Origin of the sequence: Oceanisphaera sp. W20_SRM_FM3 (genome assembly GCF_052119705.1) — a bacterium.
Lineage (GTDB): Bacteria > Pseudomonadota > Gammaproteobacteria > Enterobacterales > Aeromonadaceae > Oceanimonas.
This window is the reverse complement of record NZ_JBGQOP010000002.1, coordinates 135315-149498: the sequence shown is the minus strand read 5'-3', so window position 1 is coordinate 149498 and position 14184 is coordinate 135315. Positions and strand designations below refer to the sequence as shown.

The window sequence follows — 14184 nt, the reverse complement described above, 5'->3', positions numbered from 1 at the left end:
CGAATCCCCCGTTAGTAGCGGGCACCTTTAGAATTGAAAGCCTTTAATGGCCTCAATCTGTTTATCTGTTAACTCAACCATACAAAAACCATAGCTCGCGATACCGCCGGGTGCACCTGGGCCCACCTCTTCGAACTTACACCAATTTTCTCTGAACGTTAGCCAAGATTTTTGCGCGGTAGTTAACGACTGCTTTTGCTCGGCAGAAAGCGTTTTTCTTAATTTATTGTATTCAGCATTTAAGATGACATCTTGACGCTGCAATTCTTGTTCGGCGCACGCTGCCCATTGGGAGTTTTTAAAACTACCAAAATCTACCGCATCCATGCACGTTTGATAATGGGCAGAGATACTAGACTCGGCAAATGCGTGAGTAAAAGGTAACAAGAGTGCTGATACACACAAGGATTTGATAACCGAATTATTTAATGTCATATATTGGCTCTTTAATTAATGAGAGAAAAATAACTACACAGCGCGCATGAAAAAACGGGTAGCAACTGAACGCTACCCGCTGAATAAAATTTAGTAAGCGAAACTTTCTTTGGGGTTAGCACCGAACTTATTTTGCTCAGGAGTGCTGTCTAACAGCATAAACACCAACAGCACAATAGCACCAATCAAAGGAATGAATCCAATTAGCAACCACCAACCACTGCGATCGGTATCATGCAGTCTACGTATAGATACGGCTAAGCTCGGGATCAAAATCGCTAATGAGTAAAGTCCACTGAGTAAACCAAAACCCGATTCTATGTTGTACGTACCGATAAGACCATCGATAAAACCAAGAACTATACTGATGATGATATTAAATAAAATGAACATCCAGTATTCTTTTCTGCGCGCGCGACCACCAAATGTGGCGTAGTTTTTCAATACATCAAGATACCAATTCATGTTTTTTCCTTTCTATATAGCCCCATTATTTTTTAGATAGCGCCGGGGTATATGCCATCTAACGTTATCCTATACTCGGATTAACCCGCACCTTTATATGCGAGACATATATACGCATTAGATCGCATACATTCAAGTATTTCGTACATTTAAAATTTTTAAATTATTATGGTTCCCGACAACCACTTTACCACTAGAAGCTGTTTATCTAAAAAATCAGAGTGAAAAATCCATAACCACAGGATTAGCATCGCAGTAAAAGCGCGGCTCGATAAGAATTCTAAAGAAAGCTGTGCACAATGAAATATTGAAATATTGAAATGTGCAGAATATTCTGCTTAGAGAGTTCATAAATGAAATGCAGGGCGTATTTCTTACCAAGCACAGCTGCTGCTAAAAAATATGGCCATATTTTTTACAACATCATTATTAGTCATCAATCTCTAAAGCCAACTCGACGTTAGCGCTAATTCTTTAACTGACGGCTTAATACTGATGGTTGTCGAAAGCCACCTCTTGGCATGAAAGAAGCGGCTTCATAGTCATTCTTTGCGGCTATACAGCTATGTGTAAACAGTTATCCGTAAACAGTTATGCGTAAATTTTAAGCATAAATATAAAAAAGATATTCTTGGCCGTTTTTCACTGGCTCTTGGGCAAAGGTATAGCCGTGAGCCAGCGCTTCTTCAGGTACATTACGAAAAGAGCCAGGGCAATCGGTGATCACCTGTAACAGCTCGCCTTTGTTCATGTCTGCCAGTGCTTCTAGGGTATAGATAACGGGATAAGGACAAGACTCACCGCGCAAATCCAGTGTGAAATCTGCTTCTTTGTTAGTTTGCATATTGTTCAGTACCTCTTTTCAATTCCAAATTGCGATGATAGCTGCGCTCTCTATACACAGTTAACGCATACAGTCCGCCTAACATGAATAGCGTGGCGAGAATGGCACCAACGGGACCTATGGTATTCATCAAGTTAATTTTGGCACCATTACTCACCAACACATCATAAACGCCAAGATGATCCCAAGCATAAGCCAGAAAAGTAGCGCCAATAATATTGCCAATGAACACAGGTAAGAACAGCACCTGCCCTTCCATTAGTCGATACATCATGCCGGTTTCGCAACCTGATGCCATCACAATGCCAAAGCCAAACAAGGCGCCGCCCACCAGTGTGCTGAGTGCCGCAATTTGGGTGATCGGTGTTAAGCCGTAAACAGCAATAACGATGAAGGTGAGCACAGAGCTAACTGCCATGCCGACAATAATCGCCTTGGCCATTAAGCTGCGACCCACCAAAAACAGATCGCGAAAGGCGGCAGTAAAGCAGATTTGCCCGCGTTCAATCAAGATGCCAAACGCCAAACCAAACAGCGCACCCAACCCGAGCAGTTTTTGCCCAGAAGCAAAGAAGTAAACCATCAAACCTAGGTAGGCAATGGCGATAACTCCACCTATATAAGGTTGGATAATCCGCGTGTTAACTTGAGAGGGCTGTGCCGCCCCGCGCGTTAACGAGGGGCGGCCTTTCCACCAACGCGTTTTGGTCAGTTTGGCACCAAAAAAAGTACCTATGCCGGTCGCGACAATAAAAATCCACGAGTGCAGTGAGAATTGCGGTACACCGGTGAAAAACGCCGCCAAGTTGCAGCCCAGCGCTAAACGCGCACCAAAGCCGGCAATAATGCCGCCAAGCAGCCCTTGCACATAACGGCGCTTTTGCTGTGGCAGGCGAATTTTAAAACTATTGCTCAGTAGCACCATGATCAGCGCACCGATAAACATGCCCCACACAATCCAGCCATCGGGTCGGCTCCATGTTGAGCCTTGTAATTTCACCATGCCGAAATATTGCCAATCGGAAACATCGACGCCGAGCAGCAGTAACACATCGCCGCCAAGACGCGTGAACTCACCGGTCACGGCCCATACAGTGGACGTAAGGCCGAAGTACAAGGCGCTGAGTAAACCGGCCATAAACAGCACGAGATAAGGATTCCAGTGACGCTGGAAGAGTGGTTGGATCAGGGTTTTCATTAATGGTTGCTTCTCATGGTAAGACTTAGGTGAGGAAAAACGGCGACGATAATATCATTAAACTGCGAATATTAAGAAGACATCAGCATTATAAAACGCTAATAGCCGTTCAGCACCATACAACAAAAATATTAATACTACATTAAAGGCTAAAAAACAGGCTGAAATAGAGCAAAACGAATAGCCCGCTTTTGTTAGTTTTTCGCTATTATAACTGCGGCCCTATTCTCTCAAGAGGCCGCGTTGAAGCTGCGTCATTAATACCACTTTAAGAATGCACAACGGGATAAGCACAGCCAATACGCCACAAAAAATATTAAGTTAATTTTTCATTAAAAAATTCAATGGTGCGTTGCCATGCAAGCTCTGCATTTACTTCATCATATCGAGCTGTTGAGTCATTATGAAAACCATGGTTAGCACCTTTATACATGTGCATTGTATATTCCACACCATTTTCTTTTAAGTCTTGCTCGTACTCAGGCCAGGTATCATTAACGCGTTTATCGAGTTCAGCCAATTGGATAATAAGCGGTGCTTTAATATTTTTACGTAAGTTTTTGCTTGCAGGCGTTCCATAAAACGGCACACCCGCACTCAGAAGAGAGGCATCAACCGCAGCTAAATAATTTACAATATAGCCACCAAAACAAAAACCAACCGCGCCTAATTTACCGTTACTATTGTCGTGCGACTTTAAAAAGTATGCGGCGGCTAAAAAATCATTTTGAATTTTAGCTCTATCCATAGTTTCTTGCATGGCACGCCCTTCATCGTCGTTACCTGGGTAGCCGCCTAAAGGAAATAACGCATCAGGTGCAAAGGCGATAAAGCCCACTTTAGCGAGTCGTCTTGCCACATCTTCAATATAGGGGTTTAAGCCACGATTTTCGTGTATGACCAACACCACAGGCAGCTTAGCGTCTCGGTTTTTAGGCACCACTAGATAACCTCTGCCTGTGCCGTGACCATCAGGCGAGTCAAATTCTTCATAGGTGGATTTTATATCTTCATCATTAAAGGATACTTGCTCTGCGAGCGCATAATTAGGTAATAAAGCTGAGGTTAAAACACTCATAGAAAAGCCAAGAGCCGCTAATCCACCGAGTTTATTCATAAAAGTCCGTCTATCCATTAAACCATGTGCATATTCATCGTACCAATCGAATGCTTCTTGAGGGATATGATCTGATTGTGGCGTATTCATAGCTGAATCCTTAGCTTTTAAATAATCACAGGTTTAAAGCATAACCTAATATCAGTAAAACGAGCAGTTTTGCACGTTTATCTACCCTGCTAACTTTTTCAGCTTCGTCTAACAATACCACTCGATTAAAGGTAGTTCCCCGCTTTAAATGCCTTGTTATACGCCTATAAGCCATTAATGCACATCATCTGCAACTCATGATTCTTTTTGGGTTTCCACCAGTGTTCCATTGCCATAGGGCGTTTTTAGCGAGCGCAATGGTACTTCGGCTACCTGCCGCCACCGCGATGACTTCAGACATGACTTTTCTCGGCTCAAGACTTTCATTGCGCCCCCAAACCCAAAGACTGCCATCCGGTGTTATCGCAAGCGAATGGCTACTACCTGTAGCGATAGCGTTGGCTCCATCCATAATACGCCCCCATTGAGTGGCTTTATCACCATAACCGTGATGGCCCAAAGGCCCATAGATATTACCACCCGTTCCCCAAACACTGCCGTCTTGCTTTAGAACGAGGGCGTGTCCTGTATGTGATGCAACCTGAACCACATATTCTGAGGTTTGGATGTAGTCATCTGTTGAAGTGAGCTTACCATCACCGTATTGCCCTCGGTGTGCCAAGCCTTGCACCAACAAAGCCCCTCCTCGAGTAACATAATAATTGGCGCTATCTCCTATGGACGCTGTAATCACGTTGCGAGCAATAGGCAGAAAGTCCATAGAAAGGTTTTCACCAAAACCTAGCAGGTCTTTCGTCTGAATATTCCACAAAGAGTCATCATTGCGAATCACAAATAGACCCGATTTCCCTGCGTAAAAAGATTTCACATTTTCCATCAAAACTTTGCTTCTCGTTGGGTCTTCTTCCCAGACGAGTAGCTTGTGCTGATCTGTCAGTGCATATCGATTTCGTTTACCCACACCGACCTGAATAACGCCTGAAAAGCTCTCCTGTGGCGCATTAAAGTCACTCCATGCGTAGACCTTGGTTCCGCATATAGCGAGAAAATTGTCATAGTAAGCCGCTAGCAACGGAGAGGAGCTATCGGCCGACACAGGTGGTGCATATATGTTGAATGTTGCCAGCAGCAAAATAGCAACCGACCAACGAGTAAAGACCTTGTGATAACCATTGTTCAAAAATTTGTTCATTTTATGTACCGTGTAACGCTAAACTAAGCGGCGCAGCTCGCTGCGCCCAAAGCTTGAGCGCCTTGTTATAGCAACTTTTACCACGACTCTATAATCCAGTCACCCGTTTTAGAGTTTCTTGTAATCTTAGTGCTACTTGGATAGTCGTTTCCAACCAACTTGAATATCTCAACAATTTGCGTAATTAAAATTGAATATAGCTTTTTATTTCTATCTTTATCAGAAGTCACATAAAAACTTGCCAGACGGCCATCATCCGATAGCTCTGGCATGAAGACATAACTGTGTACAATAAAATTACAAAGAGCTCTGAGGGTTTTGGTTTCGCGCTGTTTACTGCTAAGATCGTATAACTCATCGACTTTGTGCCAGTTCATATAATCGACGGGTTTTAAATTGGGAAAACATCCTAGCGCTATATCAATATTTTTAGTTGAGTCTGAAATTTTTGCCGTATCCATAAGCTTCCTGATCGCATAGAACCCGATAAATACATCTTTTTCAACTTCTACAAACTCTGCTTCATCAACTTCAGTCGAAGTACTGAATTTCTCTAATCGAAATGCACTTTCAAGTAAGGGCTCTTTCCAACAGGAGGACTCCCAAATCATTTTTACCCCCTATCGCTATAACATTTTAATACTGCGCATGCGCGTATACATTCATGCTCGTATTGCTCTTTGGTTGTGCTCGTTATCAACAAACACAACAACTACAAGCATCTGATTATTAAGTTCTTTCAAAAAAAAATATGAGCACATGTAAGTAACGGCTTGCAGTAAAACAGGCACTTGTGCCGAAAAATAAACTAGGCGCTCCGCACCATAATTTAAAACCTATTCACACACATCTAGCATGGTTTTTCAAATGAGGCCATTTTGGACGGGATTAGGATAAAGTTCAATTAAATGTTGCCGATAAAAATAACCATGCACACTGCGATTACACTTACAGTCTGATCCAAGATGAACCGAGAAACGGCAGGGATCGCATTATCCGCCAGACTTATTTCTCTGTGAGAGCTCTACAGTCAACTCAGTGCCTAAGGAGAGGCAACAGAGATCAGCCTCCCACGACCGTGTAATGCCAGGGATGGCATTTCCCGAGCCCCCATGGATGGGTTTATGGCGTGTCGCGGGAGGTGACTCTGTTGCCTCTAAGCGAATACCTCCATCAAAAAATCCCGCTGAGATGGGAAAGCGGCAGGATACATAAAAATATAATTCAGCCCTGCCCTTCGCCCATAAAAAAACCGGCCTAAAGGCCGGTTTTTATTAATACGCTTAGCTAATTTACTTACTTAGCCAGCTACTTTTATTTAGCTAACAGCGCATTCGCTTTTTCGACTACGTTGTCAACGGTAAAACCAAACAGCTTGAACAGCTCACCCGCAGGTGCTGACTCACCGAAAGTGTGCATGCCGATGATGTCGCCATTTAGGCCGACATACTTAAACCAGTAATCGGCGATGCCCGCTTCTACGGCCAAACGCTTAGATACGGCTGCTGGCAATACGCTCTCTTTATATGCAGCTGATTGCGCATCAAATAAGTCAGTACACGGCAGTGAAACTACGCGCACTTGCTTGCCTTGTGCGGTCAGTTGCTCATAACCCGCGACGGCCAGTTCAACTTCTGAACCGGTGGCGATAATGATTAGCTCAGGCTGGCCCGCGCAGTCTTTAAGCACATAGCCGCCCTTGGCCACATCACTCAATTGCTGCTCGTTACGCTCAATTTGGCCTAAGTTCTGACGAGAGAAAATCAAAGACGTAGGGCCATCTTTACGCTCAATAGCGGACTTCCACGCGACGGCAGATTCTACCTGATCGCATGGGCGCCAAGTGCTCATGTTCGGCGTTAAGCGCAATGAGGCAATTTGCTCAACCGGCTGATGGGTTGGGCCGTCTTCACCCAAACCGATAGAGTCGTGGGTGTAAACGAAAATGGCGCGTTGCTTCATGAGGGCGGCCATGCGCAAGGCATTACGCGCATATTCCACAAACATCAAAAAAGTGCCGCCGTAGGGGATAAAACCGCCGTGCAAGGCCACGCCGTTCATGATGGCACTCATGCCAAATTCACGCACGCCATAGTGCAGGTAGTTACCGCTGAAATCTTCCGCACTTATCGCCTGAGACGCTTTGTGTATGGTCAGGTTAGATGGGGCTAAATCGGCACTGCCGCCCAACAGCTCAGGCAAAATAGTACCAAAGGCATCGAGTGAGTTTTGTGACGCTTTACGGGTGGCGATGTTTGCGGGATTAGCTTGCAGATTTTTAATAAAGTCGCTACTGGTTTGTGCCCAATCTGCTGGCAGCTCGCCGCTCACACGACGACTAAACTCGGCGGCTAATTCAGGGTGAGCTGCTTGATAAGCAGCAAACGCTTTATTCCACTTACTTTCAGCAGCCGCACCTTTTTCTTTGGCATCCCACTCGGCATAAATATCGGCAGGAATGTCAAAAGGAGCGTGTTCCCAACCTAACTGCGCGCGAGTAGCAACGATTTCGGCCTCTCCCAGAGGAGCACCGTGACAGTCATGGGTGCCACCTTTGTTAGGCGAGCCAAAACCGATGACGGTTTTGCAGCAAATTAGGGTTGGGCGAGAGGTGTCGGCGCGGGCGGCATCGATGGCGGCAGTGAGTGCTGCGCTATCGTGGCCGTCAACGTCGGCAATCACCTGCCAGCCGTAAGCTTCAAAACGCTTAGGGGTATCGTCACTAAACCAGCCATCCACTTCGCCATCGATAGAGATGCCGTTGTCATCCCAAAAGGCGATCAACTTGCCTAAACCTAAAGTGCCGGCCAATGAACAGGCTTCGTGAGAAATACCTTCCATTAAGCAGCCATCACCTAAAAAGGTGTAGGTGTGGTGATCGACTACATCATGACCCGGGCGGTTAAACTGCGCGGCCAGAGATTTTTCTGCAATCGCCATGCCCACGGCATTGGTGATGCCTTGGCCTAAGGGGCCTGTGGTGGTTTCTATACCCGGCGCATAACCGTATTCCGGATGACCTGGGGTTTTAGAATGCAGTTGGCGGAACTGTTTCAGATCTTCAATGGATAACTCATAGCCCGTCAGGTGCAGCAAGGAGTACAACAACATGGAGCCGTGACCGTTGGACAAGATAAAGCGGTCCCGATCGGCCCAGTTTGGATTACTGGGGTTGTGCTTAAGGTAATGGCGCCACAACACCTCGGCAATATCCGCCATGCCCATAGGGGCGCCGGGGTGACCGGAATTGGCTTTTTGTACCGCATCCATACTGAGTGCGCGCACGGCATTAGCCAGCACTTGACGAGAAGGCATCAACATCTCCTGAGACAGTTAGGTAATTTGAGGGTGTAAAACGGCGGTATTGTCCCAAAGACTGCTAGGCGGCGCAAATTTAATCTCATGCGCACTGCATCTGTGGATTACGCAGGCGAATAAGCGCCATAGCCGTCGCCAATAATGCAGAGGGCTACGACATTTTACTGGTAATCGACGGCTCGCCTCTTTAGAATGGCCGTCTAGATGTTAATACCGCCACACCAAACGCCAGTCTTGCTGTGATTGGATTGAAGGAAAGCGCGTATAACGCACTTAAATTTTTTGTTAAGTTAGGAAGTCATCATGGCCAAACTATTTACCTCCGAGTCCGTTTCCGAAGGTCATCCGGATAAAATTGCCGACCAGATCTCTGATACGGTACTGGACGCCATTATCGAGCAAGACCCTAAAGCGCGCGTGGCGTGCGAAAGTTTCGTTAAAACCGGCATGGTCATTGTTGGCGGTGAAGTGACTACCAGCGCTTGGGTAGATATCGAAGACTTAGTACGCAAAACCGTGAGCGACATTGGTTATACCAGCTCAGACATGGGTTTTGACGGCGCCAGCTGTGCGGTATTAAACGCTATCGGTAAGCAATCTCCCGATATCGCCATGGGCGTGGATCGTGAAGACGTAGACCCTTACGCTCAAGGTGCCGGTGACCAAGGCTTGATGTTTGGTTATGCCTCCAACGAAACCGACGTATTGATGCCAGCTCCCATTACTTATGCACATAAGTTGATGAAGCGCCAAGCAGAAGTGCGCAAGTCCAAAGAGTTAACTTGGTTGCGCCCCGATGCCAAGGCACAAATCACCTTTGTGTATGATGAGGCGGGCAAGCCGACGGCGATTGATGCGGTCGTATTGTCTACCCAACATTCCCCTGAGATTGATCAAGCCACGCTGCGCGAAGCCGTGATGGACACCATTATTAAACCGGTATTACCGGCCGAATGGTTGACCAAGAACACCAAGTATTTCATCAACCCCACGGGTCAGTTTATTATTGGCGGCCCTGTGGGTGACTGTGGTTTGACCGGTCGTAAGATAATCGTTGATACCTACGGCGGCATGGCTCGCCACGGTGGCGGTGCTTTCTCTGGTAAAGATCCGTCTAAAGTTGACCGCTCTGCCGCCTACGCCGCTCGTTATGTCGCGAAAAACATAGTTGCTGCCGGCCTTGCGGATCGCTGTGAAATTCAAGTGTCTTACGCCATTGGTGTGGCTGAGCCTACCTCAATCAGCGTAGAAACCTTTGGCACCGGCAAAGTGGCAGAAGATTTGATTGATGCCTTAGTGCGTGAGTATTTTGATCTGCGCCCGTATGGCCTTATCCAAATGCTGGACTTGAATCGCCCGATTTATCAGTCTACCGCCGCCTACGGTCACTTTGGTCGTGAAGAGTTCTCGTGGGAAGCAACCGACAAAGCCGACTTACTGCGCGATGCCGCCGGCTTAAAATAAGCCAGCCAAACGCCAGATCAAAAGGGAAGCTAACGCTTCCCTTTTTTAATGTGGAAAAAGTGAGGCATGAGGTGAGAAGTGCTTACCCCCTATCTCCTCACGCCTTACGCTGAATAAATATGTGCATATGACCTCTGATTTACAACAACGGATCATTACCCGTGTACAAGACTGCATGCAGTTGGCATCAGCAGAACTCGCGCGGGAATTTGCTCAACCTTTGGTGCGCTTTAATCAAGGCGGCCGCATTGCCGGATCGGCGTGGCTGGAGCGCTGGGAGCTGCGCTTTAATCCGGTACTGTTGGCCGATAATGAAGCGGAGTTTATGGCGGAAATTGTGCCTCATGAAGTGGCGCACCTCGTGGCCTTCGCCTGCTATGGCAAGGTTAAACCCCACGGGCGCGAGTGGCAGCATATTATGCAGTCGGTATTTAAACTCACGCCGCGTACCCGCCATCGGTTAGACACCACTAAGGTCTCCCCTACTTTCAGCTACCAGTGCGCGTGTCGTAGTCATCAATTGACGCTGCGCCGCCACAACAAGATACTGCGCGCCCAACAGCGCTACCTGTGCCTGCACTGCAATGGGGTATTGAAGCGGCAATAGCGGTCAGTTTTAAGCCGTCAGCCTTCCCTTAGTCACAAGTCAGTAAAGCACGAAGATGCCGTGGTTTGCCTCCGTCAACTCGCTTAAGCTGCCTCCATGCGGCGCTCGGCAAATGCCGTCCATGGCATTTGACGGTTGACTCCGACAATGCCCACCGCCTCTTCCGGTGATATTGAGCCAGCAGAGAGTACCAACACCTAGCTTTGAGCCAAGTGGGAAGGTAGAGGGCGTCGGCTCAGCCGACCATCCGCGCCAAGGATGGCGCGGCTTGAGCCCCCATGGATGGGTTTACGGCGAGTCGGAGGAGCGGTGCGCTCTGCCTGACATCGCCATTAAGCACAACAAAAAGAGGTGACTAAGAGACAGGTCGTCAGCGTTCAGCTAAAAAAACAACCGATAAAACAGATCCTGACCTGCGTCAGCAAGACAATTAACGTCTCAACGCCAGGCTTTATTACTCACTTTCATCTTCAGGAACATAACGATTGATATGATTATTTTACGTACCCTGAGTCGCTATAGTATCGCGGCTATTTTTGCTGTCTGCGGGGTCTTGCTGCCCGCCTTAAGTGTGTTTGCCAGTGATATTGTGGTGGGCTCTTGGAACATTCAACGCCTCGGTCATGGCGAGCATAAGAGCTTTGCGGCATTAGCAACCATTGCCAGTAAAGTTGATTTATTAGCGGTGCAAGAAGTGATGACAGAAGCGGGTATCGCCACCTTGGAGCAGGCATTAGAAAAACAAACTGGCGAGCCTTGGCGTCATTTAGTGTCGCACGGCGTGGGGTCAAAAAGTTATAAAGAAATGTATGCCTTTGTGTGGCGCGAGTCGGCAATAAGTTACCAAGACGGCGCCGTGGTGTATTTAGATAAGCAAGATCGCTTTATTCGTGAGCCCTTCTCGGCCAGATTTAAATCTAAAAAAGACAATAGCGATCTGGCTATAGGAACCGTGCATATTTTGTATGGCAAGAGTGTGAAAGACCGCACGCCCGAGATAAAAGCGCTGGCCGAGTATTGGTTATGGATGAAAGAGGTGTATCCCAATACGCCACTGGTATTAGTGGGTGATTTTAATCTTGATCAAGCACACGACGCTTGGGCGCCGTTGAAGCAGTATGCCAAACCTTTGCTCACGCAAGGAGCTTCAACGCTGTCAGAAACACAGGGGAAATACGCCAATCTCTACGATAACATCTGGGTGGAGCGCGATAGCCACTTGAAAGTGCAGCAAGCGGGCGTTATAGATTATCCCAAGCTTATCGGTTGGGATCACAGTAAAAGCCGCAAGCAGGTGTCTGATCATGCGCCTATTTACATGGCGCTCGGTAATCGCCAATTTGATAACGCCACCGTCAGCCTAGCGCCCTTCTCTGCGGACATGCGTGCCAACGTGAGCACCCCGACAGCCAAGCCACAAGCTGTAGCCAACCGCCAAACACAAGTGAACCTAAACATTCGCGGCAATCGTAATTCGCAGATTTTTCATCGTCCCGATTGCCCCAGCTACCACAGCGTTAGCGAGAAAAATCGCGTGAGCTTTAACAGTGCCCAAGCCGCGATTAATGCCGGCTATCGCATCGCAAAAAATTGCCCTTAGCATTCGAGCGTGAATAGTACTGGGTGAAGGGTGAAGCGGAAGAGATAAAATCTGCCCACTTGTTCCCTTCACTCTTTACACTTTACCCTTTACGCCTAACGGCATGACAGCCTGCTGTTTCTAGCGGTACAATATGGCTTATTTACGGGTGCTCTCAAACTCACTCCTACTGAGCCATCACCTACTTTGTAAAAGAAGTGTGCAAATTTATGCGTATACCCCGAATTTATGAAGCCGTGGACTTAAGCCCAGGCTTAGCACTGAACTTGTCGGATGACGCCGCCAATCATGTGGGCCGCGTCTTGCGCATGCAAGTGGGTCAAGCCTTAGTGCTCTTCAATGGCCAAGGTGGCCAATACGCTGCCGACATCACCCATGCCGATAAGAAAACGGTGCAGGTATTGGTGGGTGAATTTGACGACCAAGATTGCGAGTCGCCTTTGACCTTTCATTTAGGTCAGGTGATCAGCCGCGGCGAGAAAATGGAATTTACCATTCAAAAGTCGGTGGAGCTGGGCGTGAATGTGATTACGCCGCTGTTTTCTCGCCGCGGTGGCGTTAAGCTCGCCGGCGAGCGATTAGAGAAAAAAATTCAACAATGGCAAAGCATCGCCATCGCCGCTTGTGAGCAGTGTGGCCGTAATCGAGTACCAGAAATTCGCCCCGCCATGCAGTTAAGCGAATGGCTCGCCGAGCAAACTTCTGATCTTAAACTGAATTTGCACCCTAAGGCCGAGTTCAGCGTGAATACCCTGCCAGCACCCAAAGCGGGCGTACGCTTGTTAATCGGCCCAGAAGGCGGGCTGTCTGATGAAGAAATCAGCCAAGCCGGTGAGCATGATTTTATTGATATTCTGCTTGGCCCTCGGGTACTGAGAACCGAAACCGCGGCGTTAACCGCCATTACCGCTTTGCAATGCCGATTTGGAGATCTTGCATGACCGCCATTAAATTAGGGATAGTGATGGATCCTATTCAGTCCATCAACATCAAAAAAGACACCAGCTTCGCCATGTTGCTAGAAGCGCAGCGCCGTGGCTACGAGCTTTGGTATATGGAAATGGGCGACCTTAGCCTGCGCGGCGGTGACTCCTTTGGCCGCATGGCTAAGCTCACGGTTAAAGAAGACGCCAACCAATGGTTCACCTTAGACGAGCCGCAGTTGCAGCCGTTAAGTGATCTTGACGTCATTTTAATGCGCAAAGACCCACCCTTTGATACCGAATACATTTACGCCACCTATTTGTTAGAGCGCGCCGAAGAAAAAGGTACGCTGATCGTGAACAAGCCGCAAAGCTTGCGCGATGCCAACGAAAAACTGTTTACCGCTTGGTTTTCTGAATTCACGCCCATTACCTTAGTCACACGCAACAGTGCCGATATTCGTGAATTTTACCAAGAGCATGGCGACATTATCTTAAAGCCCTTAGATGGCATGGGCGGCGCGTCGATTTTTCGCGTCAAACAAGGCGATTCAAACTTAGGCGTGATCATCGAAACCCTTACCGAGCACGGTAGCCGTTATTGCATGGTACAAGCCTATATTGCTGCCATTAGCGCCGGCGATAAGCGGGTATTAGTGGTCGATGGCGAAGTGGTGCCTTATTGCTTGGCACGTATTCCGCAAGGTGGTGAAACCCGCGGCAACTTAGCCGCCGGCGGCTTAGGCGTGGCACAACCCTTAAGCGACAGTGATCGCCGCATCGCCGAAGCTATCGGCCCTACCTTAAAAGCAAAAGGGTTGATCTTTGTGGGACTGGATATTATTGGTGATAAACTCACCGAAATTAACGTGACCAGCCCAACTTGCGTGCGCGAGATTGAAGCCGCATTCCCGGTTAATATTTCTGGCATGCTTATGGACGCCATCGAAAAACGTCTATCCTAACGGTA

General features: G+C 47.6%; 12 protein-coding genes and 1 pseudogene. 5 read left to right on the top strand and 8 right to left on the bottom strand.

From position 1 onward, the window contains the following. Positions 1 to 27: 27 nt before the first annotated feature. The 8 genes and pseudogenes from ACEN2G_RS02020 to tkt form a co-directional block, all read right to left on the bottom strand. Entirely contained in the window at positions 28 to 435 is a 408-nt protein-coding gene (locus tag ACEN2G_RS02020) for a lysozyme inhibitor LprI family protein (RefSeq protein WP_442019792.1), read from the bottom strand. A 90-nt stretch (positions 436 to 525) separates the two neighbouring features. Further along, positions 526 to 900 carry a DUF805 domain-containing protein gene (locus tag ACEN2G_RS02015; protein WP_442019791.1) on the bottom strand — a complete coding sequence of 125 codons (375 nt, stop codon included), beginning with the start codon at positions 898 to 900 and terminating at the stop codon, positions 526 to 528. Positions 901 to 1504: 604 nt separating this feature from the next. After that, complete coding sequence (yedF, locus tag ACEN2G_RS02010) at positions 1505 to 1744, bottom strand: sulfurtransferase-like selenium metabolism protein YedF (RefSeq protein WP_442019790.1); 240 nt, start codon at positions 1742 to 1744, stop codon at positions 1505 to 1507. After that, a pseudogene (yedE, locus tag ACEN2G_RS02005) lies at positions 1734 to 2972 on the bottom strand (selenium metabolism membrane protein YedE/FdhT); the annotation flags it as partial. The gene yedF and the pseudogene yedE, both read right to left, overlap by 11 nt. Positions 2973 to 3258: 286 nt before the next feature. Further along, complete coding sequence (locus ACEN2G_RS02000; RefSeq protein ID WP_442019789.1) at positions 3259 to 4149, bottom strand: dienelactone hydrolase family protein; 891 nt, start codon at positions 4147 to 4149, stop codon at positions 3259 to 3261. 184 nt (positions 4150 to 4333) lie between these two features. Continuing rightward, positions 4334 to 5302, bottom strand: a complete 969-nt coding sequence (locus tag ACEN2G_RS01995; protein ID WP_442019788.1) for an RCC1 domain-containing protein — start codon at positions 5300 to 5302, stop codon at positions 4334 to 4336. Between the two features lie 77 nt (positions 5303 to 5379). Next, positions 5380 to 5913: a hypothetical protein gene (locus ACEN2G_RS01990; protein WP_442019787.1), complete on the bottom strand. Its 534-nt coding sequence runs from the start codon at positions 5911 to 5913 to the stop codon at positions 5380 to 5382. Between the two features lie 703 nt (positions 5914 to 6616). Continuing rightward, a complete protein-coding gene (tkt, locus tag ACEN2G_RS01985; protein WP_442019786.1) occupies positions 6617 to 8617 on the bottom strand; it encodes a transketolase in 2001 nt (666 codons plus the stop codon). 306 nt (positions 8618 to 8923) lie between these two features. Here tkt and metK point away from each other — a divergent pair, with 306 nt between their 5' ends. The 5 genes from metK (at position 8924) to gshB (ending at position 14179) form a co-directional block, all read left to right on the top strand. Continuing rightward, positions 8924 to 10084, top strand: a complete 1161-nt coding sequence (gene metK / locus ACEN2G_RS01980; protein ID WP_442019785.1) for a methionine adenosyltransferase — start codon at positions 8924 to 8926, stop codon at positions 10082 to 10084. Positions 10085 to 10211: 127 nt separating this feature from the next. After that, complete coding sequence (locus ACEN2G_RS01975) at positions 10212 to 10691, top strand: SprT family zinc-dependent metalloprotease (RefSeq protein WP_442019784.1); 480 nt, start codon at positions 10212 to 10214, stop codon at positions 10689 to 10691. Between the two features lie 490 nt (positions 10692 to 11181). Beyond that, positions 11182 to 12291, top strand: a complete 1110-nt coding sequence (locus ACEN2G_RS01970) for a sunset domain-containing protein (protein ID WP_442019783.1) — start codon at positions 11182 to 11184, stop codon at positions 12289 to 12291. Between the two features lie 209 nt (positions 12292 to 12500). Further along, positions 12501 to 13232: a 16S rRNA (uracil(1498)-N(3))-methyltransferase gene (gene rsmE, locus ACEN2G_RS01965; protein ID WP_442019782.1), complete on the top strand. Its 732-nt coding sequence runs from the start codon at positions 12501 to 12503 to the stop codon at positions 13230 to 13232. Next, positions 13229 to 14179, top strand: coding sequence for a glutathione synthase (gene gshB, locus ACEN2G_RS01960; RefSeq protein WP_442019781.1), 951 nt, complete (start codon positions 13229 to 13231; stop codon positions 14177 to 14179). The genes rsmE and gshB overlap by 4 nt, the downstream gene beginning before the upstream one ends. The last annotated feature ends 5 nt before the right edge of the window (positions 14180 to 14184 follow it).